The following is a 21,336-nucleotide window of genomic DNA, read 5'->3' on the forward strand; positions in this document are numbered from 1 at the left end:
TGGTTGCGATCGGGAGCTGTGGCAACGACAAAACGAATGAGCAGAGAGTTTGTACGGGACAGTTGACTTGCCGAATGGAATAGTTGTAGTATGCAAACAATGATGCGGAACGAAGACCAAAAGATCGATGCCAGGCTGAACCGGCTCGCGAGAGCACTGCAGGTGTTTATTGGGGAGATTATGGATGCTCCTATGGACACAGCAGATCATCCTCTGCCCGATATCGAGCTTTCGCCACGTGAGATCAAGGCATTGCTTCTGTTGGGCGATAAAGGAGAGCTGATTATGACCGATCTCGCCACTGCCTTGTCAGCTCCGCTCAGCACCGTGACGAGAATCATCGATCGGCTTGAAAACAAACAGATGGTCGAGCGATTTCGTTCTTTGGAGGACCGGCGGATCGTGATCGTCAAGGAATCTGAGAAAGGCAAGGTGCTGCGCGAGCATTTCCGCCGCAGTCAGCTCGATATAGCCGCTCGGATGCTACAGCCGCTTAGCAATGGCGAACGCGAGATTCTGATCGAATTGCTGGAGAAGCTGACGACGGGCCGACGCCCGCACTAGGGATACTCGCAAACGAGTTCCCTGGTATGCTGAAATCTTGGCTAATAGTTGCACAATGCAATATTTTACCATGCGTAATGAGGTTGTGGTGACATGAACCGCATCGCCCTGCACATGTTGATGGGAGATACCGGCAAATACCTCGGCATTGTCGCCGGCGTCATGTTCGCCTCGTTGCTCCTGGTTCAGCAACTGGCGATGTTTGTCGGAATCATGACTCAAATGTACTCGGGAATTAACGCCGTCAACGCCGAGATCTGGGTCATGGACCCGAAGGTGCGCTTCATCGATGACTCCCAACCGATGACGGATGGGCAGATCGGTCGAGTACGAAGCGTGGAAGGCGTCGCGTGGGCCGTCACCCTCTACAAGGGCTCTGTCCAGGCCAAACTCGAAGACGGCACAAACACCGCGATCGTCCTGTACGGGATTGATGATACGACATTGATTGGTGGCCCCGCAGTGATGACAGCGGGCACGCTCTCGGATGTTCGCCAAAGCGAGGCCGTGGTTGTCGATGCCATCAGCGCCGGTGACAAACTGGCGCATGTGAATCCGGATGGAACCCGAACGCCCTTGAAGCTGGGCGACACGCTGGAACTGAACGATCACCGTGTCGTGGTGGTCGGATTCTGCGAAGTGTCACGTGGCTTTCAATCACAGCCCGTGGTGTATACGACGTACACGCGGGCGTTGTCGATGGTTCCCTCGCAACGTAAAAACCTGTCGTTTATCCTGGCTGCGCCGCAGCAGGGACAATCCGCTGAGAAGGTGGCAGCGCGAATCGGACGGATTACGAGGCTGGCGGCCTACACCTCGCAGCAGTTCATCGAGAAGACGCTGCGGTACTACATCACCGAAACCAGTATTGTGATCAATTTCGGCCTCTCCGTGTTCATCGCCTTCCTAATGGGGACGCTCATCGCCGGCCAAACGTTCTACAACTTCACGATGGACAACCTGCGGCACTTCGGCGCGTTGAAGGCGATGGGCGCCGGAAATCGAACCCTGCTCTCCATGATTTTGACGCAGGCGGCGCTGGTCGGGTTCCTCGGGTATGGCACCGGAACGGGGCTGGCATCCCTCCTAGGCTGGGCCACGCAGGACAGCATGATCACTTTCACATTGCCATGGCAGGTGCTGGCGGCGGCGGGCCTAGCAGTAGTCGGCATTGTTGCGATTTCTTCCGTGATCAGTTTGAGGAAAGTCATGAAGCTCGAACCGGGCATCGTGTTCAGAGGCTGACCCATGGATGCGACAACAACCACACATGCCGTCGAGTGTCACGCGATCAAAAAGGTATTTGGCAGTGGAGCCAGCGAGGTGCGTGCGCTTCGCGGCATCGACCTCACGATTCAGCAGGGCGAAGTGATGATGCTGGTCGGGCCGTCCGGCTGTGGGAAGACGACGCTGATTTCCACGATCGCTGGTGTGCTGGACCCAAGCGAGGGCGAGTGCCTGGTGTTCGGGCAGAACCTCCACCACATGACCGAGGAGGATCGGACGCAGTATCGCGGTCAGCATATCGGCTTTGTGTTTCAGCAATTCAATCTGATCGGATCACTCCCGCTCCGCGAAAATGTCGCGATCCCGCTTCTGATCAACGATATCGGATACGCGGAAGCTCTTCGAAAAGCCGACGAGGCGCTCGAAAAAGTCGGGCTGGGCGATCGCACGATGTCCCGCCCATCGGACATCTCGGGAGGCCAGCAGCAGCGCGTCGCCATCGCCCGCGCAATCGTCCATTCTCCGAACCTGCTGGTGTGTGATGAACCAACCAGCTCGCTGGACCACGTCACCGGGCAACGCATCGTCGAGTTGCTGCGCTCGTTGGCGGCAAGTGAGGGTCGGGCGCTGATCATTGTCACGCACGACACCCGCATCTACCACTTTGCGGATCGGATCGCCCGGATCGACGACGGACAGGTTCAGCAGATCTTTCACTCGTATCAAGACATGGTGGACGCAGAAAGGACGCTGCAATGACTCGCCAATACCTCTTACCGGTCATAGCTGTTTTGGGCGTCGGATTCGGACTGTATATGGTGGCGGCGACGACCAAGCCGCCGCAGCAGTCCAAGCCCGTCGCCGAACCGTCGAAGGCGCCCTTTGCGGCCTACGTTTTCGGTGCGGGATTGATCGAGGCGTCGACCGAGAACGTCAAAGTGGGCAGCCCGACCGGGGGACTGGTCACGACCGTTTATGTGAAGGTCGGCGACCAGGTGAAGAAAGGACAACCGCTGTGGCAACTCGAAGACGGCCCGAAGCGTGCCGAACTGGCCCGTTACGAGGCCGCCGGGGCATCGGCCGAGGCGACGTTGGATAAACTGCGGAAAGGGAATCGGCTCGAAGATATCCGGAAACAGGAGCAGCAACTCGCTCAGGTCAACATCCAACTGGACGATGCGCGGGCGCAGTTAGTGTTGCGCGAAGGGGCGGCCACGGAGGATTTGCGCGCGATCAGCCAAGACGAAGTCAACCAGGCACGCCATGCCGTGCGGCAACGTGAGGCCGCGGTGGCCTATCAGCAAGCTGAGCTGGACCGGCTGAAAACCGGTACGTGGACAGCCGAACTTCGGGTGCAGCAAGCCGCGGTCCGAGAGGTCCGAGCTCAGATTCTTCAGACCAAAGTCGACGTAGAGCGGCTGACCGTCCGTTCACCTCTTGCCGGGGAAGTGCTGCAAGTGAAGATTCATGCCGGGGAATATGCTCCGGCCGCTCAAACCGACGACGCCCTGATGCTCGTGGGCAATAACGAGCTGTTGAACGTTCGCGTGGACGTGGATGAGCAAGATGCCTGGCGCGTGGATCATGCACAGCCTGCGGTCGCCTATCCACGAGGACGAAGTGACCTCAACATTCCGCTCACGTTCGTGCGCGTCGAGCCATACGTCGTTCCGAAGAAATCGCTGACCGGAGCATCCACCGAACGCGTGGACACGCGCGTCTTGCAGGTTGTCTACAGCTTTCGTCAGCGTCATGATTTCTCACTGTACGTCGGCCAACAGATGGATGTGTACATCCAGGCGCAGCCTCTACCGGATCCGGGAGCCCAGGCTCCCCCGGAAGAACGATCACAAGGGGGCAACTCATGAGGACCCACGTACTCACAGCCGTCCTCGTGTCTACGGTGTTGCGTGGATGCGCGGTCGGGCCGGATTATCGTGAACCCGTCGTCAACGCGCCCGCGGCCTTCGTGGAAGCTCCCCGGCAGAACGTCGCCAATGACACGACAGCGCTTGCCGAATGGTGGACGACCTTCCCCGATGAGGAACTCACGTCACTGGTGCAACGAACCATCGCCAATAACTTGGACGTTCAGATAGCGGAGGGCCGGCTCCAGGAAGCGCGCGCGTCTCTTCGCTATACCAGTGCGAATACGCAACTTCCGACCGTGAATCTAGAAGGGAAATATTCGCGCAATAAGATCAGCACCGAGAATCCCGCGATCCCAAAACTCGGTGCCGGGACCCTGATTCCGACGTCCTACAGCTACTTTCAGTCCTTTTTTGACGCCAGTTATGAACTCGATTTGTTCGGCGGCGTGCGACGACAAGTGGAAGCATCCGCGGCGGATGCTCAGTCCTATGAGGACAGCTTACGAAATACGCTCGTCAGCACCATCGCCGAGGTCGCCAAGGATTATCTCCAACTTCGGCAATACCAGGAGCAGTTAGCTGTCGCAAGCGCCACTGAAACGTCACGACGTGACACGTTGAAGATCACGCAGGTCCGCTATAAGGCCGGTCTCGCCACTGATTTGGATGTCGCAAACGCAGCAGCCAGTCTCGCGTCAACCCACGCGTCCATCCCAACCCTCCAAAGCAGCGCCGGCCGGATGATTCGCGCGATCGCCGTGCTTCTGGGCCAGAATCCAGACGACCTCACCGAGGAACTACAGGCGACTCATCGCATCCCGGCCGCGCCGCCTGAAATTCCCGTTGGCCTCCCCTCCGATCTCTTGCGACGCCGTCCTGATATACGGCAAGCAGAGCGCACTTTGGCGGCAGCCACCGCGCGTGTCGGCGTGCAGGTGGCGAAGCTGTTCCCATCCATTAGCTTGACGGCCCAGTACGGAATCCAAGCCGGCAATGTGCTCAGCCTGACGCAGGCGGCCGCCGGCTTCTATACCCTGGGGCCGCAAATCAAATGGGGTCTTCTGAACTATCCAGCCACGAAGGCGAGTATTCGCACATATGAAGCACGGCGCGACCAGCAATATCTGACGTATCAGAAGACCGTCCTCACTGCCTTTCAGGACGTTGAGAATGCGCTGAGCGCCTATGGCAAAGAAAAAGAAGCGTACTCCGCATTGGAGGAAGAAGTCAGGCAATATGACAAAGCCGCAAGCATCGCGATGACCCGATATACCCAAGGCTTGAGCAACTTTCTTGATGTCCTGGACGCACAACGGTCGTTGTATACCGCGCAGGACGCGCTGGTCCAAAGCCGAGCCGCGCTCGCTATTGATCTCATCGCGCTGTACAAGGCGCTCGGCGGCGGTTGGGAACACAATGACCTGGTCGCCCACGCCGTTCAACGGACCAACGTGAAGGAGTGAACGGAGGTCGACGAGTAGATCGGCAGCGGGAGCGACCGTGATATTCCTTAGTTGCGAGATTATCTGATAGCCTACTGCGTAGAGGAGAAATTCCAAAATGATCATCAGAACAGGTCTCACACGTACCGTTTCACTGTATGGTCTCTGGTTAGCCTGGGTGGTATTTCCGGTAGACAAAGCCGTGAGCCAGATCGCGGTTCAGTCCCGCGACATCGTGAACGTACAGTTCCCGGGACCGCCTCAGCCACCGCCGCCAAGACCAGGCGCTCCACCGGTCCCGGCCCCAGGCATCATGCCTGCTCCACCGCCTCCCACATCATCTGGGCCGCCACCGGCTGGTGTGGCGCCAGGCGCCATCCCAACTCCGGCTCCAGGGCTTGCACCTGCCTCGCCAATTCAGCCGCAAACACCCGCACCGGTGCCTCCAGCTCAACCGTCATCACCTTAGATGAGTTAGAATGGCGCCTTTCGTGAATGGTATCCGCTGCCTTCAGCTGAAAGCAGCGGACCCCTGATTGTGATCGTCACAGTGGTAGGCAATCTACGGCGCGAGTCCGATCTGTTTCATGAAGGCGAGATTGTCCCACATCAGCCACTCTTCATCCATAACGCCATCAGTCCAATGTCCAATGGTGACCATCGAGAGCTTGAACGACCGACCGGTCGGAGGAATCATCTTGCCTTCACCAATCGGCATCGGTTTCGTAAACGTGCCCTCCATGACGCCCGTCACCGCCGTCCATTCACCGGAGGCGATTCGAATCGGATGCTCCTTGATCCGCGTATCCGGCGCAAAAACGAACATGCCTTTGAGATCATCAATGTGCGCGTCGATTCCCTTCGTCGTGCGCCCGTCCGGCCAATGCACGACGATGTCTTTCCCATGACTTCGTCCCAACTGCTCCCACTTCTGCCCGCTGTAGACGTTGAAATCCAGATCGTCGAAATTCTCAAGGTTCGCCTGTTCTACCTGATGAACCTGTTTGATTTTGACGATTCGCTTATCGCTCGCGCAGCTCACCACCGTACCGCTCAATATCAATACGGACAGCCCTATCAGAATCCTTCTCATCATGACGCCCCTCTCTTTCATCGCGTTGTACGTCACTCACGCGGTTGACGTTCCACTCCATCAATGACCTTCATCTTCACAAAACAGGGACCGATTCAGCGGTCGAACTCGAATACATCATGTGCGTCAGTCACGACCCGCATACCGGTGATACCGGCTGATTGGATATCTCCGCTCACCAAGTGAAGACGGTCACCCACAACCGCACCGGCCAGTCCATGCCGAGGCATCGGCATCATCGGAAGATTAGTCCAGGTGTTGGTCGCCGGGTCGTACGCTTCCAGCGCACGGAATGCTGCCATCAAATGGCTGTCTTGGTGCTCGCCCCCAGCCACATAGATTTGCCCACTATAGACTGCCCAGGCACCGCCGCTTCGCTCGGTCGGCATGCGAGCTTTCACCAAGCCCCATTGGTCGGTCGCAGGGTCGTATTCCTCAACCACGTTGGTGTTGCTCGCGGTAAAGATAAAGGCACTCCCCAGCCGGCCACCGATGACATAGATTTTATTGTTCACCATGCCAATGGCAGCGTGGTTCCGTGCCGTCGGCATTGAGGACCTGGCAGACCAACGGTTGGTCTGTGGATCATATTCTTCCACGGTATCGACCGACCGATGAGGACGTGTCGGGTATAGAGCAGTTTCACTCGAACCAGGATGCAGGGCTGCCCCGCCGATCACATACATCTTCCCGTTCACCGTAGCCGCCACGGCAGAACCACGTTTTGACGGCATGGGGGTCAACGCCTTCCACGTGTCCTGCGCCGGATCGTATTCCCATGCGTGATTGATCGGCACCCACGCCTGCGGCCCGGAGTCAGGAGGGACAAAACCGCCGAACGCATACAGCTTTCCGTTCAGTTCCGTGAAGGCCACATGGTGCGCCGGCAAAGCCATCGGCTTTTTTTTAGTCCACTTGTCGGCTACCGGATCGTATTCATACACAAGTCCTTGAGGAATCCAGCCTGGCCCGAGGCCGCCGAATACATACAACTTCCCGCTGACTGAAGCCCCAACCAACTCCTCGGACGGCTCAGGAAATAGAGCCCCCTTGATCCATTTGCCCTCTGCTTGTGCTCCCGACGGTGCGATGATCATCAGAACACCAACTATGACCATAGCCATTAAGCCTTGCATACCGAGTCTCCTTTCGTGAGCGGATGCTTGAGTGAGTGACTGGCTAAAGGTTCAATTGCTCTCTGACTACATGGCAAGAGTCATTCCGCTTTCTGCGATTCAGCTGGATAGGCAACAACCAACTGAATGAAAAGAGCATTTAGATAATGCTCGTGCAGCTACGACGATGTTGGCGAAGAGGATGCCGCCACAGTGACGTGAGATCAGCAGATGACGAAGCGGGTCGTCACTCGAGAGGACGGGCAATGCCGAGTTTCTGCATCTTGGACTGAAGGGTCGTTCGCTTGAGGCCCAACCTGACCGCAGCTCCTCTCGGACCCCCGATCACCCATTTCGCTTCGCGTAGAGTGCGCACAATTTGTTCACGTTCAACCTCTTCCAGCGTGATCACCCCGGAAGCGAGATGGTTGTTCACCGGCTGGAGCTCACTGATCGGCACCTGCAAATCCGTTCCTTGTGTGAGAATGACGGACCGCTCGATCAGATTTTCCAACTCCCGGATGTTGCCCGGCCAAGGGTAATGGGACAACACCTCGAGCGTCTCGGCAGGCACGGCCTGGATATTCTTTTTCATGCGCCCCGCATAGTGCTGTGTGAAATAGCGGACGAGGGTGGGAATGTCTTCTTGCCGATCGCGTAAGGGAGGCACGGTGACCGGAAAGACATTCAGTCGATAGTAGAGGTCGCTGCGAAATTGTTTGGCCTCCGCCAGACTCTTGAGATCGCGGTTGGTCGCGGCAATCAGTCGCACGTTCACTCGGATCGTCTTCGTACTACCCAACCGCTCAAACTCCTGTTCTTGCAATACCCGTAGCAGCTTGGACTGTAGCTCTAACGGGATTTCCCCGACCTCATCAAGAAAGATCGTGCCCTTATCGGCCAACTCGAACCTTCCGACCTTCTGCGAAATCGCTCCCGTGAACGCACCTCGTTCATGCCCGAACAATTCGCTCTCTAACAACCCCATGGGAATGGCGGCACAATTCAGTTTGACGAAGGTGCGCTCGCTTCGGCCACTGAGGCGATGGATGGCCCGAGCGATGAGCTCCTTTCCGGTGCCGGTTTCGCCTTGAATCAAGACCGTCGAATCAGTCGGAGCCACAACCTCCACTTGTTTGAGGACCTGTTTGAGGGCATCGCTGTCACCGATGATATCCTCGAACCCATGTTCCAGACGGAGCTCCTCTTCCAGATAGAGCTTCTCCTTCGCCAGTTTGTCTCTGAGTTGGGCAATTTCTTGAAAGGCCAGCGCATTCTCCACAGCGACGGCGACCGGATTCGCCACCTGTTGCAGAAACTCCAGATCGGCTTCGCTATAGGCCTCTTTCTCCAAACTCACAAACCCCATGGCACCCAACCGGCGTGCTGCCGTGGTCAGCGGCACGAAGCAACAGGAGCGGGAGTGGTCTTCCCGCATACAGCGCATGACCTTGGGCCATCGCGTTTCCTCGGCGACATCCGGCACCAGTAACGGCTGTTGAGTGTGCCACACTACTCCGGCCGGGGTTTCATCAATAGGCTCCTCATGCCCGCCGACCAGATCGGCCGGTACATTCGCCTGAACGGTATGCAACCGCATGATGTTCTTGATTGGATCATGCAAGGAGAGCCCAACGAAATTGACTCGCACGACACGAGGAAGACGCTGCGCAAGCTCCCGAAAGAGCTCATCGAGATCTCGATGAACAGAAATGGCCTGCGCCACTTCCAGCAAGGCTTGATAGCGCTCTAGGAGGGTTTCGCAAGGAGAGATGGGCGATCGGTCCATAGCTTTCACAAGTATGGACCATCGCCCGATGCCAGCTCAAGGGGTTGATCAATCGACCTACCTATCGCCGTCTGTGTGTCGTCAGAGCGACTGATGTGTGCCATCGCAGTAGGGCGGCGTTTTGGTGTGCTTACACTGGCACAACGCCACTTCTTTCGTTTCGTCGACCGTAAATTCCAGCGGCTCGAACCCGGTTCCTTCGTGCGACCCATCACAGAACGGTTGGTCCCTCGATCGTCCGCACGCGCACCAGTAATACGTGCCTGCCTCCAAGGTCAGGACTGACGGTTCCTTCGCTGCAATGCGTGGTTGTCCCATGCGTGCACCTCCCTCTGAATAGTTGAGACCGGCTTGCGCGGCTGAGTATACCGCTTCACCACAGACTTCGCACCTCCTCCGCACTGCCCATTTAATCGCTTTTTCCCCTGAGCCTGGCCCTATCCTGCTGCAGGGTCGTGTCTCAAATTGATAGTCATGATCGATCCTCAGGGGCAACACAACAAACAATTTACGAGGCGGCAATATTCTCCCTCTAATTTGTGGTATTTACATTGCTCCGACTTGTACGAATCAGCCATGCGCATGGTTGATTGGCCAAGAGACGTTGCTAAAGAGGAGATTCTGTGCAGCCTGATCCCGTATTCTTTCAAGATCTTGCCATCGTATTCCTTGCAGCTGTCGCAGGTGGCGTGCTCGCTCGACTTACCGGACAGCCATTGATCCTTGGTTATGTGCTGGGCGGAATCGCCATCGGTCCGTTTACCCCGGGACCTACGATCTCGGAATCTCACACGTTTGATCTCTTCGCGGAAATCGGCGTCATTCTCTTGATGTTCTCGATCGGACTTGAGTTTTCCGTGAAGGACCTGATGCGCGTTAAATGGGTTGCTCTCGCCGGTGGACCGCTGGGGATTCTCATGGCCATGGGGTTGGCCGTCGTAACAGGGAACTTGATCGGGTGGTCTATGACCCAAAGCATCGTGATCGGAGCGGTCATTTCCATCGCGAGCACAATGGTACTTGCCCGCATGCTCTTCGATCGGGGCGAACTTCGTTCAAAGCACGGACGGGTGATGATCGGCATCGCGCTGGTCGAAGATGTCGCAGTCGTAGCCATGACCGTGCTCATGCCGGCTCTCGGAGAGTTCGACTCGGGACGATTGCTCGTGATCGGTCAAGCCTTGGCAAAAGCACTGTTGATTCTCGTGCCGGTTGGATACTTGGGCGCCAAAGTCATCCCGCCGATCATGACACACATCGCCAGGACGCAAAACCATGAACTGTTCTTGCTCGTCACCCTAGCCATCAGCCTTGGAACCGCCGCCGTCACGCAGTTGATCGGACTCTCCCTCGCGTTGGGGGCCTTCCTGGCCGGCCTCATTATCAGCGCATCCGAGTATGGGCACGAGACCTTGGCCCGGCTCCTCTCGCTCCGTGACGCGTTCGTTGCGCTCTTCTTCGTGACCATCGGCATCCTGATCGACCCTCGCGTGATCATCGACAATCTTTCTCTCCTTGCCACGATGATCGGCTTGATCGTAATCGGGATGTTCATGATTTGGACTACCGTCGTGCGGCTGTTCGGCTACTCTTGGACCACGGCATTCCTGGTGGGGGTCGGCCTCACTCAAATCGGTGAATTTTCGTTTGTCCTTGTGCAGGTCGCCAAAGCGGAAGGCCACGTCGACAGCGCAGTATACAACGCGACGCTTGCCGCCTCTGTCATTACCATTCTCATGAATGCGGCTCTTGTGAGGTATGTGCCTGGTTGGTTCGTCCGGCGGCGACTCGACCATGACAAGCACGACATGGTACCAGGACATCCGGAAGGCGAACCGCTCCAGCAGCATGTCGTGGTGTGTGGATTTGGACGAGTAGGGAGCTCGCTCGGAAGAGCGTTGGAAGTTTTCAATCTGCCTTATGTCGTCATCGACCGAAATCCGGACACGATTCGCCGACTACAAGGTCGGGGCGTTCCTTGCCTCTATGGCGACGCCTCGCACCGCGAATTGCTGGTGAAGGCCGGAACGGCAGACGCCTCTCTGATTATTGTGGCTTTGCCTGAAATTGAATCCGCTGCCCTCGCAGTCGGTCGCATGCGCAGTCTCAATCCCAACGTTCCGATTTTGGCCCGTGCACATGGATCGGCAGAGGCGGAACGACTCAGTGCCCTTGGAGTAACAGAGGTCATCCAACCGGACGTCGAAACGTCGGCGACACTTATCCGACATGCCTTGGCCTGGTTCGGGGTGCCGAAGGATCGCGTTCTGGACTATGTGGAGCAATACAGACAGTCCATGGAAACAAAGCGGCAGACGAAGTAACCGAGCAGAATGCCCATGACCCAACACAGCGCACCCACACAATACGGTACTGCGTCTTGTAGACCCCGTGGGCCGCTCGGTGCAGTTTCACGCATGCCGGTCTACCGGAAGCCGCAGGACCCTGCTCACCCCCCGCCGTGACAGACGGCCTATTCATGTTTTCACTCCCGTACCGCTACGGCCCATATCGGAGTTGGAGGTCTATGCCAGTCGTGCCCTCTTGCAGAGAGATGCGACTCACAACAACCACATCCTCTTCAACTAGGACCGCGGAGTTTTCGGACGAAGTCAATGTATGAGAACAAGAGCCCTTGAAGCCGAGAGAACTGGTTAGGATCTCCCAGATTACCGTTATCATCAAAGGCCTGATGCGCGCGAGGCACACCCATCATCTCGGGATACACATGGGCTCCGATGACCTCAAACGGCACACGTGTATGCCACAGGCTGCGCACGGCGCCGAGCCCACCGGGCGACGCTCCGATCAATAAAATGGGTTTTCCTTCAAGCGGGGTCGGCTCGGCTCGAGACGCCCAATCGATCGCGTTTTTCAACGTGCCTGGAATGCTTCCATTATACTCGGGGGTGGAGACGACCACACCATCGGCACTCTGAGTACGTCTGATCAATTCAAGACCGCCGGCCGGAATGCCCTCTCGCGATTCAAGATCACCATCATACATCGGCATCTCAAATTCACGAAAATCGGCAAGGTCGACGTCCACATCCGGCACGCTGCGCAAAATATTCGCCGCCTGCCCGATCAACTTTCGGTTGAATGACGCGACGCGCAGAGAGGCCGCAAAGGCCAGTATCTTCATTGTCGGATCCTTTCGATTTCGTTCTACCGTTCAACACACAGTTCCGATGTAGGGATCGATTCCTACGCCGCCAGGCCCCCTTACCTGATCTGAACCCTCCGGCCATCATCCGTCGTCACGCTTCATCGCCCGATTCTGTCTGTGCTTTTTCCCAGAGACGAAATCCTCCGGTGAAGGCATGCTTGTTGTTGCCGAGATGCACGTCTTTCGGCAGTCGCTTGAGTCGTTTAGCATTGCCGCCGCCCAGCACGACGTACTCGACCTGCAGCGCGCGACGAAGGGCTTGCGTCACCTGCCCTACTTGTCGCCGCCATTTTTTCTTGCCGCAGCGCTTCAGCCCGCGCAATCCTACATAGTGTTCATAGGTGCGGCCTTTGCTGTAGGGGAGGTGCGCCAACTCCATCGGAGCGAGTACCCCATCGATCACCAAGGCTGATCCCAAACCAGTGCCGAGACCGAGGAACAACATACGCCCGCCTTGGTAGCTGCCGAGCGCCTGCATCGCCGCATCATTGATGACCCTGACTGGTTTGCCGAACGCTTTCTGAAAATCGATCTCGACCCATCCTTTGCCGAGATGTTCTGGCTCGGCCGCCGGGCGACCGTTCCAAACAGGGCCAGGATATCCAATCGACACCGCATCGTAGGCCCAATCGACCGTGGCACGTTTCACGGCATCGACCATGTCTTTTGCCATCATCGTTGGGCCGGAAGGGATTTTGCGAGGCGTCGAACGTCCAGTTGCCAGCACTTTCACATTGGTTCCGCCCACGTCGATCACAAGGACCTTGCGGTGGTTAGGCGAAGACCCGCTGTCTTGTCTCATTCAATGAGCCTCCATTCTCGACGGTCAAAAAAGGGCGGAGATAGCTGGCTCCGCGGTCGACCGGTCGTTTCCATCGTTGTTATAAAACCTGTCGCGTTGCCACCTGCAGCTCTCCCTTCAAATCAAGCACGTCGTATCGCGTGACCGCACCTTCGCGCCAGAACCGAAGATCAAGCGTAGCCTTGCCGACGCGCAGCTGACGGACCGTGAGGTCCGGCAACCAGGGCGGCAGCAGAGGATTGATATACAGCATTTTCTTCGTTGCCTCGGCGTCCAACCCTAAAATGGCGCGCAGGAAATGAAACACGCTCCCTGCCGCCCAGGCCTGCGGTACGTTCGCTCCCAAATATTGCACCGGGAACGTCCCCGGCTCTCGTTCCGTACCGGCATAGAGTTCCGGTAGACGGTTGAGGAGAAAGTAGCGCCCGGCCTCGCTGATATCGCGGGCAATCATGGCCGCTTCTTCGGCAAACCCATAGCGTTTGAAGCCCATGGCGATGATGCCGTTGTCGTGCGGCCATACCGACCCGTTTTGATAAGAGAACGGGTTATAGGCGGGGTTTCGCTCGGACAGGGTTCGGATGCCCCATCCACTCCACATATCCGGTTCGCGCAACCGCCGCACCACTCGCTCGGCCCGGTCCGGACGGACGATGCCGCTCCAGAGGAGATGACCGGTATTGGACGCGATCGTTTTCACTGGTTTCTTTTCCCCATCCAAGGCATAGGCATAGAAACCGAGATCTTCGCACCAGAACCGCTCTTCAAACCGTTGCTGAAGATCCATAGCCTCTTGTCGGAGTGTCGCCGCCCACGCGGGGTCGCCCAAATACTCCGCCGCCTCGGCGGCCCGTCGCTTCGCGTCGAAGGCATACCCTTGCAACTCGCAGAGGGCCTTCGGCCCTCGCACCAACGAGCCGTCCGCGTAGACGACCGCATCGCCGGCGTCCTTCCATCCCATGTTTTCGTAACCCTTGGCTGAGCGAGTTTGGTACTCCTGAAATCCGTCGCCGTCGCGATCTCCATATTGGTCGATCCAACGCAGGCATCGCTTGACGATCGGAACATAACGAGAAAGGAGCGCATCGTCGCCCAGCCACTTCCAGGCTTCATGCCACGCGATGATATAGAGGATGGTCGCATCGGCGGTCCCGTAGTAGGGCGTATGCGGAATGCGCTTGAAATGCGCCAACTCACCGACCCGTAGCTCGTGAGGCATTTTCCCGGGTTCCGCATCGCGATCTGCATCCATATCGGAGGCCTGAAGCTCAGCCAATCGCCTGAGCGTGCCTCGGGCGAAACCCGGATAGACCGTCATGTTCTGCAGGCTGACGATCAAACTGTCACGGCCGAAGACGCTGACGAACCAAGGGACCCCGGCGGCGGCCAGCAGATCTTCCGAATGTTCCTCGTCGACGGCAAGACGTAACGCGGCCATATCCTCAACCGACTGCCGATACAGCCGATAGAATTCTTCATTCGACGTGGTGATCTGCGTCGTGACCTGCTTCCACTGCGCCAGGCGTTCGGCGGTCCCGGAGTCCTCATGCGCGTGTGCACACTCGCTGGGCGCCCGGCGGACAATCTCGCCTTCCTGAATGTCATATTTACAGCAGGCATGCCAGGTCTCACCCGGCGACAGATCGACTGAAAAGTTGATCCGACCGTTGCCGTAGAGCGCCTTCGAGTCGCAGTGCTCCAGGAGCACCGTCAGGGCCCGTCGAAAGTCGCCGTGCGTATAGCGGGTGATCACCTGTTGATCATCATCCACCCACTTGGTTTCAATATGACCCCGGCGCGTGAGCTCCTTGGCCCTGACTTCAAAGATGTCGGCGAAGTCCGCGCGGATCAGAAGTTCGAGATTGAAGCGAACACGCGTGGTGCTGTAGTTGCGAATATCGATGTCCTCGTGAAGCGCCTCTCCGATGGAGCGGCCCAGCACGAGTCCGAGCGTTCCGGCCGGAATCGTTCCATGCTCCGTTTCGACCTTTGGATTGACGAGGTAGGTGCGCGAGGCATAGTAGGCGATGGCGCCGGAATTGAGCAGAACCCATCGCTTCCCGTCTATGTACAATTGAGACCGGTTGAGGTATCGCGTGTCCCGCGAATAGAACCCCTGGTCGGAGGCCCCCGTGATGGAGCCGTCAAGCTCGGACACCAAGAACGAATGTCCGTGGTTGATTGTCATAACGGGAGGGCCGACCGTGACTTTCGGCGCCATATACTCTACCTCCGGGTTGAGGAGCGACCTTTACTCCGAATAGTCTCGCTTGATTCCGTGGACTCTCCTTTTTCGACCGACTCCCCCGCAAGCTCATAAACCAATACCTTCAGCCAAACCGGTACGCGCGCGGACTTGCATGACAGAGGCAAGTCCTCTTATTGCCCCGATCCGTATAAAACTATAACTTCAACGCCTTGATTGGCGACACCACCGCCGCCGGATTGTTCTTCCATATCGACTCATCAGCGTCAACATACAGTTCCACTTCATTCCCATCGGGATCTTTCAGGTAAAGGCTCTGACTCACGGTGTGATCGCTCATGCCATCTATTGCAATCCCCGCTTGATCCAACTCGTGCTTGGCCTGTCGCAACTCGTCGAGACTGTCCCCGACCTTGATTCCGATATGGTAGAGCCCACGGCGAGGGCCCGGAGGAGGCCCTGGCGCATCCCCGACTTGGATGAGCAATAACTCGTGGTGCGTACGACCGGATGTCAGTGCAGCGGCAGCCCCGTTAAAGATCCGGCCTACTTCCTTAAACCCTAATAAATCTCGGTAGAAGCCGAGCGAACGTTCCAGATTCTTCACATAGAAGACCACATGACCAAGATAATGAGCTTTCATCTTTTTACCTCAATTATCCAAGTGGAATAAGAGCATCGTTTGTCTGCCTTGCTTCATCGGACACAAGAAACAGCGCCATTTCGGCGGCTGAATTCATGTTCATCGTCAACATTCCCTGCCACAGCGACAGATCTGCTTCGACGACACGCCCCAGCGTAAGTCCTCTCACGAGATCGATCAGTGCATTGATCGGGCCGACCCTGTCCATTGTCTTTTCGAGCAGGCGTCGAACAGCTGACTCATCCGTGACACCGGCTGTCGCAACCTGACCCTCTGGATCTCGGACATTCCTCGCGCAGTGCTTGCCGCATTCCGCCATACCAACCATGCAGACCCGTATCCATTCAGATCGGACGAGTGACTCACTCTTCTTCTCCCGTGATGTGATTCCATTCACGGTGCTCCAGTGTCATGACGAGGCATCTCTTGGAGATTCGGCCGACAACTCACGAATGAGAACGCATCCGTCGTTCACCAAGTCCAAGGCGCAAGGCCTCGACGTCCAACTCATGTTCCAATCGGTGCAGAACCTCGTCGCTGATCGTGCCATCATCACGGAGTCGGATCAACGCCGACCGTTCGGCTGCCAAGGTCTCTTCTCTGAGCCGAAGAAGAGCCTCACCCGTTTCCTGCTTACAGTCAGGATCAACATCGGCATCCGAGGCAAAGCGCCGCCGGCGCCGATCATAGTGTGTGTGCAATTGCTCGACATGATCTGGGTTGGGCCATTCCTCTGCACGCAACTCGCCCAATCGATTCAACGCTTCCTTCGCTGCGTGTTCGCGGGCCTGCATCTCTTCCCGCTCTCCCTCCGACCCTCCACGTACTCCCAGAATCCGTATCAACGGAGCCAGGGTCAACCCCTGCAACACCAACGTGGCACAAATCACCGAAAAACTGAGCAGGATAATTTCTTCGCGAAATGGAAAGGGATGGCCGGCGTGGGTCGACACCGGCAGAGCCATGGCACCAGCTAACGTGACAATCCCACGCATGCCGGTCCATCCCACCAAAAATAGATGCCGCCAGGACGGTCGTGGATCCCGCGCACGAAGCGCGGGGCTGAAACAGCGGGAGATCACGGCGGCCATTGGTACCCAGCCCAACCGCACGAGAATAGCCGTCACGCTGATCAATACTCCCCCCACAAGGAGCGACCCAACATGGTCCGGAGGAATGGCAGCCTGCAGCGCTCCCAACTGCAAACCGATGAGGATGAAAATCACGCCGTTTAAAAGAAACACGACTAAATCCCATACGGCGCGCCCCTGGATCCTGGTCGTGGGTGCCACCACGCTGCTGAAATGCTGTCGCAGATACAGACCACCCGCCACACATGAGAGGACGGCCGAAGCATGCAACGATTCTCCTGTGACCCACGCCACATAAGGAGCCAGCAATGTTACCGCGATTTCGGTGAAACTCTCGCCAATCACATGGAGTGCCCATCGCGTCAGCCACCCAACCAAAATCCCGATGGCAACGCCCACCACGACGGCGTAGACAAACTGAACCACGGTCTCGCCCAATGCAAAGCTGCCGCTGACCACCGCGGCCACGGCGGCTCGATAGAGGACTAAGGCCGTCGCGTCATTGACAAGGCTTTCACCTTCCAAAATCGTCACGATCCGCCGCGGCATGCTGAGTCGTTTGCCGATGGCCGTCGCCGACACGGCATCGGGAGGAGAAACAATGGCACCAAGCACGATGGCTTCCGCCCATCCGAACCCCAGGAAGGCATGCGCCGTCGTCGCGACGGCGGCGGTCGTGACGAGGACGAGACCCACGGCCAACAACGAGATCGGACGCAGGTTGTCCCGAAAGTCGCGTAGCGAGGTAAAGTAGGCGGCTGCCCACAAGATCGGCGGCAGGAAAACCAAAAAGACCAAATCAGGATTCAACGTGACGGTCGGCAAACCCGGCACCATGCCCAACACAAGCCCGCCGATGACGAGCAGAATCGGATAGGGGATCAAGATTCTGTGTGCCACAGTCATGAGTGCCAACACGACTGCAAGCAGCAGAATGATAAGTTCAAGCTGGTGGAGGCTGTCCATGTCACGGTCTTATAGTTAATGGAGACAGGTCAAAGCTCCAATGTCCGCTTGGCCATATGGTCTTCGAGATAGAAAGTTTTCATGTCCGTACCTCATGAGAAACATTCCACCTGCTGATGACCCGTGTTTCTCGTTCATACCCAAGCACACTCATTGAAGCAGTCCCGAGAACAAACAGCCGCCCAGCTTCCGGCGGAAGACCAAGCCAACAGGCAGTCAAAATCCTCAGAAGATGCGCATGCCCGAACAGCGCCACATCACCGCCGACCGTCAATGCCCGCTCGATGACTCGTTGGGCGCGACGACCGACTTGCTCGATCGACTCGCCGTTTACAACCGACGCCGTCCAGATCGACCAGTCAGGATGTTCCAACCGGATGTCCGGTGTCGTCTTTCCTTCGTAGATACCGTAATCCCATTCGAGGAGATCATCGGTCAGGTTCGCCGCATCTCCGTAACCGGCCAGTCGGCACGTCTCACGAGCGCGGCGCAGCGGGCTGCAGAGCACCAGGGCAAACTGCCGCCCGGCCAACGATCGACCGACGGCAATAGCCTGTCCCTCACCCGTCGGAGTCAGCGGGACGTCGGTTCGACCCGTATGCCGCTTGGCGGTACTCCATTCCGTTTCGCCGTGCCGGATCAGCCATAGCTCTTGGCGATGCTCGCTCACGTCTTTTCGACAGCCGGCTTACTTGCTGCCCCATGTTCATCCCCGGATCTCACATCAAACGCCAGAATGTGATACGGCTTCCCTGAAAAAGTAAATTCCCCGACATGCGCCATTCCAAGTCCATCCACGTGGACACGGAGAGAATGTGGGTTATCATCGGCGACGAAGGCGACCCCGATGTCATACCGTCCGACGACTTCCTGCTGCAGTGTTTCATACAGTCCACGGAGAATTCCCCGCCCGCGGTAAGACCGATCGATGCAAACCGGCCCATAAATGAAGACACGGGAGGCCGCGAGGACTCGTCCACGATGGTCGATCGCATCGAACCGCCGCATCATGGCGGCAAGGAGGGGAAATGGTCGATTGAATTCACAGCAAGAGGCGCAGAGGTAACCGGCCAGGCGGCCTTCGCTGACGGCGACGATAATCCCGACCTGGCTTGCGATCTCATCGAGTTGCCGGCGTGTAAACTCCACCGACAAAAATCCATCCCGGCGTTCCACATCATCCAGGTTACCGACGAAGTTCGCCGCCTGCACATCGAGAATGGCGGGGATATCCTCAGGCTTTGCCCGTCTGAATTCCATAGTCTCTACCCATTCGAGCGTGCGCCGATCCATTCTCCCCTATCGACTTCCTCCGGCTGATCCGGCATTCAATGTCCGGTCGAGATTGAAGGCGGCGCTGATCAATGCCAAGTGAGTGAACGCTTGAGGGAAATTGCCGAGGGCTTCCCCGCTGGTTCCGATCTCTTCAGCGTACAGCCCGACATGGTTGGCATACCCCAACATCCGCTCGAACAGGAAACGCGCCTCTTCAAGTTTTGCACGATCAACGCGTCCTGCCCGGGCAAGGGCTTCCACCAACCAGAATGTGCACATGTTGAACGTGCCCTCTTTCCCATGCAGGCCGTCTTCTCCTGTTTCGCTGTCATACCGATACACCAACCCATCGGACATCAGCCCCCCGGACCTCGGCGAGCGAGTAATGGCCGCCAACGTCTCGAGCATCCGCGGATCGTTCGGAGAAATAAAAAACACGAGCGGCATGATCAGACTCGCGGCATCCAATGAATCACTCTCGTAATGCTGAACGAAGGCTCGACGCTTCTCGTTCCATCCTCGTTGCATGATCTCATCGTAAATCTGATCGCGCACACGCACCCACCGCGTACGATCAGCAGGGAATGACCGCTTGTCGGCCAAGCGAAGCCCACGATCCATCGCCACCCAGCACATCAACTTGGAATAGACGAACTGCCGACGGCCGCCTCTGGTTTCCCAGATTCCCTCATCCGGCTGCTGCCAGTGATCGCACAACCAGTCGAGCCGATGCCTGATTCTCGTCCACGTGTCGTGGCTGATCGGCATCACATGCTTGTTGTACAGGTAGACCGCATCCAGCAATTCGCCGTAGATATCCAGTTGTACCTGGTTATAGGCGCCGTTCCCGATACGTACCGGCTTCGCGCCACGGTATCCTTCCAGATGATCGAGTGTCTGTTCCGTCAACTCGTGACGTCCGTCGATTCCGTACATGACCTGCAGCGAACCGCCGGCCTCTACCTCCTTGGCACGCGCCGCCAACCATTTCAAAAATTGGTCCGCTTCCTCCGTGAATCCGATTTTCAGGAACCCATAGACAGTGAAGGCCGCATCGCGAATCCAGGTATATCGATAGTCCCAATTGCGGACGCCTTCTGGGGTTTCCGGCAAACTACAGGTCGGCGCAGCGACAATGGCGCCCGTCGGCTCAAACGTCAAAAGCTTCAAACAGAGCGCAGAGCGATGCACCATCTCCCGCCATCGACCGGTATACGTGCATCGAGAGAGCCAGTGCCGCCAATATGTCACGGTACGCTCAAACAATTCATCGGCTTCACCCGAGGACGGCCACGCCCCACAGTGTTCATCCGCTTCAAGAGACCGAAGGACGAACACCGCCGATTGTCCTTCTTGCAGAGCAAAAATCGAGCGGACTCCTCGATCGTCTGGGGTGAGCGTGATATCCGTCGCCAACCCTAGGTTGAGATCCGCCGAATGAAAACTGGCGCCTTGTTTGGTCACGCGTGTGTGATGCGGTGTACGCGCGTAGTTGAAGGCCGGATGGCAGCGGACCTGAAACTCCATACTCCCTTGCATCACACGAACTCGGCGAATGAGTTGATGATGCCACGGGGAATCCGCAGGAAGACCGACCGGCATAAAATCCAGGATCTCGGCGATGCCGTTCGTGGCATGAAAGCGCGTCACGAGCACGTTGGTATCAGGCCAGTAAAGTTGTTTGAGAGAAATGTCGGCGCCGACGGCGGTAATTTCGAATCGGCCGCCCTTTTCATCGTCGAGAATGGCTGCAAACACACTGGGAGAATCGAAATGGGGGAAACACAGCCAGTCGATCGATCCGTTCAAGCCGACCAATGCCGCCGTGCGCATGTTGCCGATGATGCCGTAATTTTGGATCGGCTGGTAACTCATCGCTCCGTTGCTTTCTCCCGCCAAGAAATGTCCGGACCGATCGGTGGACGGGTCAGATCAAACGCCTCTCGGATCTGTCGCTGCCCCCGAACTCCATCGTGATCCACATGTCTCATTCTACTTCGATCGTGACTGTCGCTTCGGCAACCAATCCGCTATGATCGTGATTCGCGGCCACGATCTTGATCTCGTGTGGACCTCTCGCTAG

Annotated in this window: 20 protein-coding genes; 6 read left to right on the forward strand and 14 right to left on the reverse strand. The window is 57.3% G+C overall.

The window, feature by feature from the left end:
• Nucleotides 1-99 precede the first annotated feature (99 nt).
• From JNL86_15805 to JNL86_15825, 5 genes are all read left to right on the forward strand, one after another.
• Nucleotides 100-564 carry a MarR family transcriptional regulator gene (locus JNL86_15805; GenBank protein MBL8044373.1) on the forward strand — a complete coding sequence of 155 codons (465 nt, stop codon included), beginning with the start codon at nt 100-102 and terminating at the stop codon, nt 562-564.
• A gap of 93 nt (nt 565-657) precedes the next feature.
• Nucleotides 658-1,809: an FtsX-like permease family protein gene (locus tag JNL86_15810; protein MBL8044374.1), complete on the forward strand. Its 1,152-nt coding sequence runs from the start codon at nt 658-660 to the stop codon at nt 1,807-1,809.
• A gap of 3 nt (nt 1,810-1,812) precedes the next feature.
• Nucleotides 1,813-2,550, forward strand: coding sequence for an ABC transporter ATP-binding protein (locus JNL86_15815; protein MBL8044375.1), 738 nt, complete (start codon nt 1,813-1,815; stop codon nt 2,548-2,550).
• A complete protein-coding gene (locus tag JNL86_15820) occupies nt 2,547-3,659 on the forward strand; it encodes a biotin/lipoyl-binding protein (GenBank protein ID MBL8044376.1) in 1,113 nt (370 codons plus the stop codon). Before JNL86_15815 ends, JNL86_15820 begins: the two co-directional genes overlap by 4 nt.
• The gene (locus JNL86_15825; GenBank protein MBL8044377.1) at nt 3,656-5,125 is read left to right on the forward strand and encodes an efflux transporter outer membrane subunit; all 1,470 of its coding nucleotides are present in this window, start codon (nt 3,656-3,658) and stop codon (nt 5,123-5,125) included. Before JNL86_15820 ends, JNL86_15825 begins: the two co-directional genes overlap by 4 nt.
• 290 nt (nt 5,126-5,415) lie before the next feature.
• Here JNL86_15825 and JNL86_15830 read toward each other — a convergent pair whose 3' ends face one another.
• The 5 genes from JNL86_15830 to JNL86_15850 form a co-directional block, all read right to left on the reverse strand.
• Complete coding sequence (locus JNL86_15830) at nt 5,416-5,565, reverse strand: hypothetical protein (GenBank protein MBL8044378.1); 150 nt, start codon at nt 5,563-5,565, stop codon at nt 5,416-5,418.
• A 101-nt stretch (nt 5,566-5,666) separates the two neighbouring features.
• On the reverse strand, nt 5,667-6,200 hold the full coding sequence (locus JNL86_15835) for an ester cyclase (GenBank protein MBL8044379.1): 534 nt from the start codon (nt 6,198-6,200) through the stop codon (nt 5,667-5,669).
• A 92-nt stretch (nt 6,201-6,292) separates the two neighbouring features.
• Entirely contained in the window at nt 6,293-7,333 is a 1,041-nt protein-coding gene (locus JNL86_15840) for a hypothetical protein (protein ID MBL8044380.1), read from the reverse strand.
• A gap of 226 nt (nt 7,334-7,559) precedes the next feature.
• Nucleotides 7,560-9,101 carry a sigma 54-interacting transcriptional regulator gene (locus JNL86_15845; GenBank protein ID MBL8044381.1) on the reverse strand — a complete coding sequence of 514 codons (1,542 nt, stop codon included), beginning with the start codon at nt 9,099-9,101 and terminating at the stop codon, nt 7,560-7,562.
• Nucleotides 9,102-9,182: 81 nt separating this feature from the next.
• On the reverse strand, nt 9,183-9,419 hold the full coding sequence (locus JNL86_15850) for a CDGSH iron-sulfur domain-containing protein (GenBank protein ID MBL8044382.1): 237 nt from the start codon (nt 9,417-9,419) through the stop codon (nt 9,183-9,185).
• 305 nt (nt 9,420-9,724) lie between these two features.
• On the opposite strand from JNL86_15850, the gene JNL86_15855 reads away from it, so the two are divergent.
• Nucleotides 9,725-11,425, forward strand: coding sequence for a cation:proton antiporter (locus tag JNL86_15855; protein ID MBL8044383.1), 1,701 nt, complete (start codon nt 9,725-9,727; stop codon nt 11,423-11,425).
• Between the two features lie 257 nt (nt 11,426-11,682).
• Here the strand turns inward: JNL86_15855 and JNL86_15860 are convergent, their stop codons facing one another.
• The 9 genes from JNL86_15860 to JNL86_15900 all read right to left on the reverse strand — a co-directional run bounded on the left by JNL86_15860 (nt 11,683) and on the right by JNL86_15900 (nt 21,128).
• Nucleotides 11,683-12,246, reverse strand: a complete 564-nt coding sequence (locus JNL86_15860; protein MBL8044384.1) for an NAD(P)H-dependent oxidoreductase — start codon at nt 12,244-12,246, stop codon at nt 11,683-11,685.
• 115 nt (nt 12,247-12,361) lie between these two features.
• Nucleotides 12,362-13,072, reverse strand: a complete 711-nt coding sequence (locus tag JNL86_15865; GenBank protein ID MBL8044385.1) for an ROK family protein — start codon at nt 13,070-13,072, stop codon at nt 12,362-12,364.
• A 79-nt stretch (nt 13,073-13,151) separates the two neighbouring features.
• Nucleotides 13,152-15,293: an amylo-alpha-1,6-glucosidase gene (locus tag JNL86_15870; protein MBL8044386.1), complete on the reverse strand. Its 2,142-nt coding sequence runs from the start codon at nt 15,291-15,293 to the stop codon at nt 13,152-13,154.
• A 181-nt stretch (nt 15,294-15,474) separates the two neighbouring features.
• A complete protein-coding gene (locus JNL86_15875) occupies nt 15,475-15,921 on the reverse strand; it encodes a VOC family protein (protein ID MBL8044387.1) in 447 nt (148 codons plus the stop codon).
• 13 nt (nt 15,922-15,934) lie between these two features.
• Nucleotides 15,935-16,249, reverse strand: a complete 315-nt coding sequence (locus tag JNL86_15880) for a hypothetical protein (protein MBL8044388.1) — start codon at nt 16,247-16,249, stop codon at nt 15,935-15,937.
• Nucleotides 16,250-16,367: 118 nt separating this feature from the next.
• Nucleotides 16,368-17,978, reverse strand: coding sequence for a Na+/H+ antiporter (locus tag JNL86_15885; GenBank protein ID MBL8044389.1), 1,611 nt, complete (start codon nt 17,976-17,978; stop codon nt 16,368-16,370).
• 79 nt (nt 17,979-18,057) lie between these two features.
• Nucleotides 18,058-18,648, reverse strand: a complete 591-nt coding sequence (locus tag JNL86_15890; GenBank protein MBL8044390.1) for a histidine phosphatase family protein — start codon at nt 18,646-18,648, stop codon at nt 18,058-18,060.
• A complete protein-coding gene (locus JNL86_15895; GenBank protein ID MBL8044391.1) occupies nt 18,645-19,238 on the reverse strand; it encodes a GNAT family N-acetyltransferase in 594 nt (197 codons plus the stop codon). Before JNL86_15895 ends, JNL86_15890 begins: the two co-directional genes overlap by 4 nt.
• Before the next feature lie 39 nt (nt 19,239-19,277).
• On the reverse strand, nt 19,278-21,128 hold the full coding sequence (locus JNL86_15900) for a glycoside hydrolase family 15 protein (GenBank protein MBL8044392.1): 1,851 nt from the start codon (nt 21,126-21,128) through the stop codon (nt 19,278-19,280).
• Between the last annotated feature and the right edge of the window lie 208 nt (nt 21,129-21,336).

The sequence above is a fragment of the Nitrospira sp. genome, assembly GCA_016788885.1.
Taxonomy (GTDB): Bacteria; Nitrospirota; Nitrospiria; order Nitrospirales; family Nitrospiraceae; genus Nitrospira_A.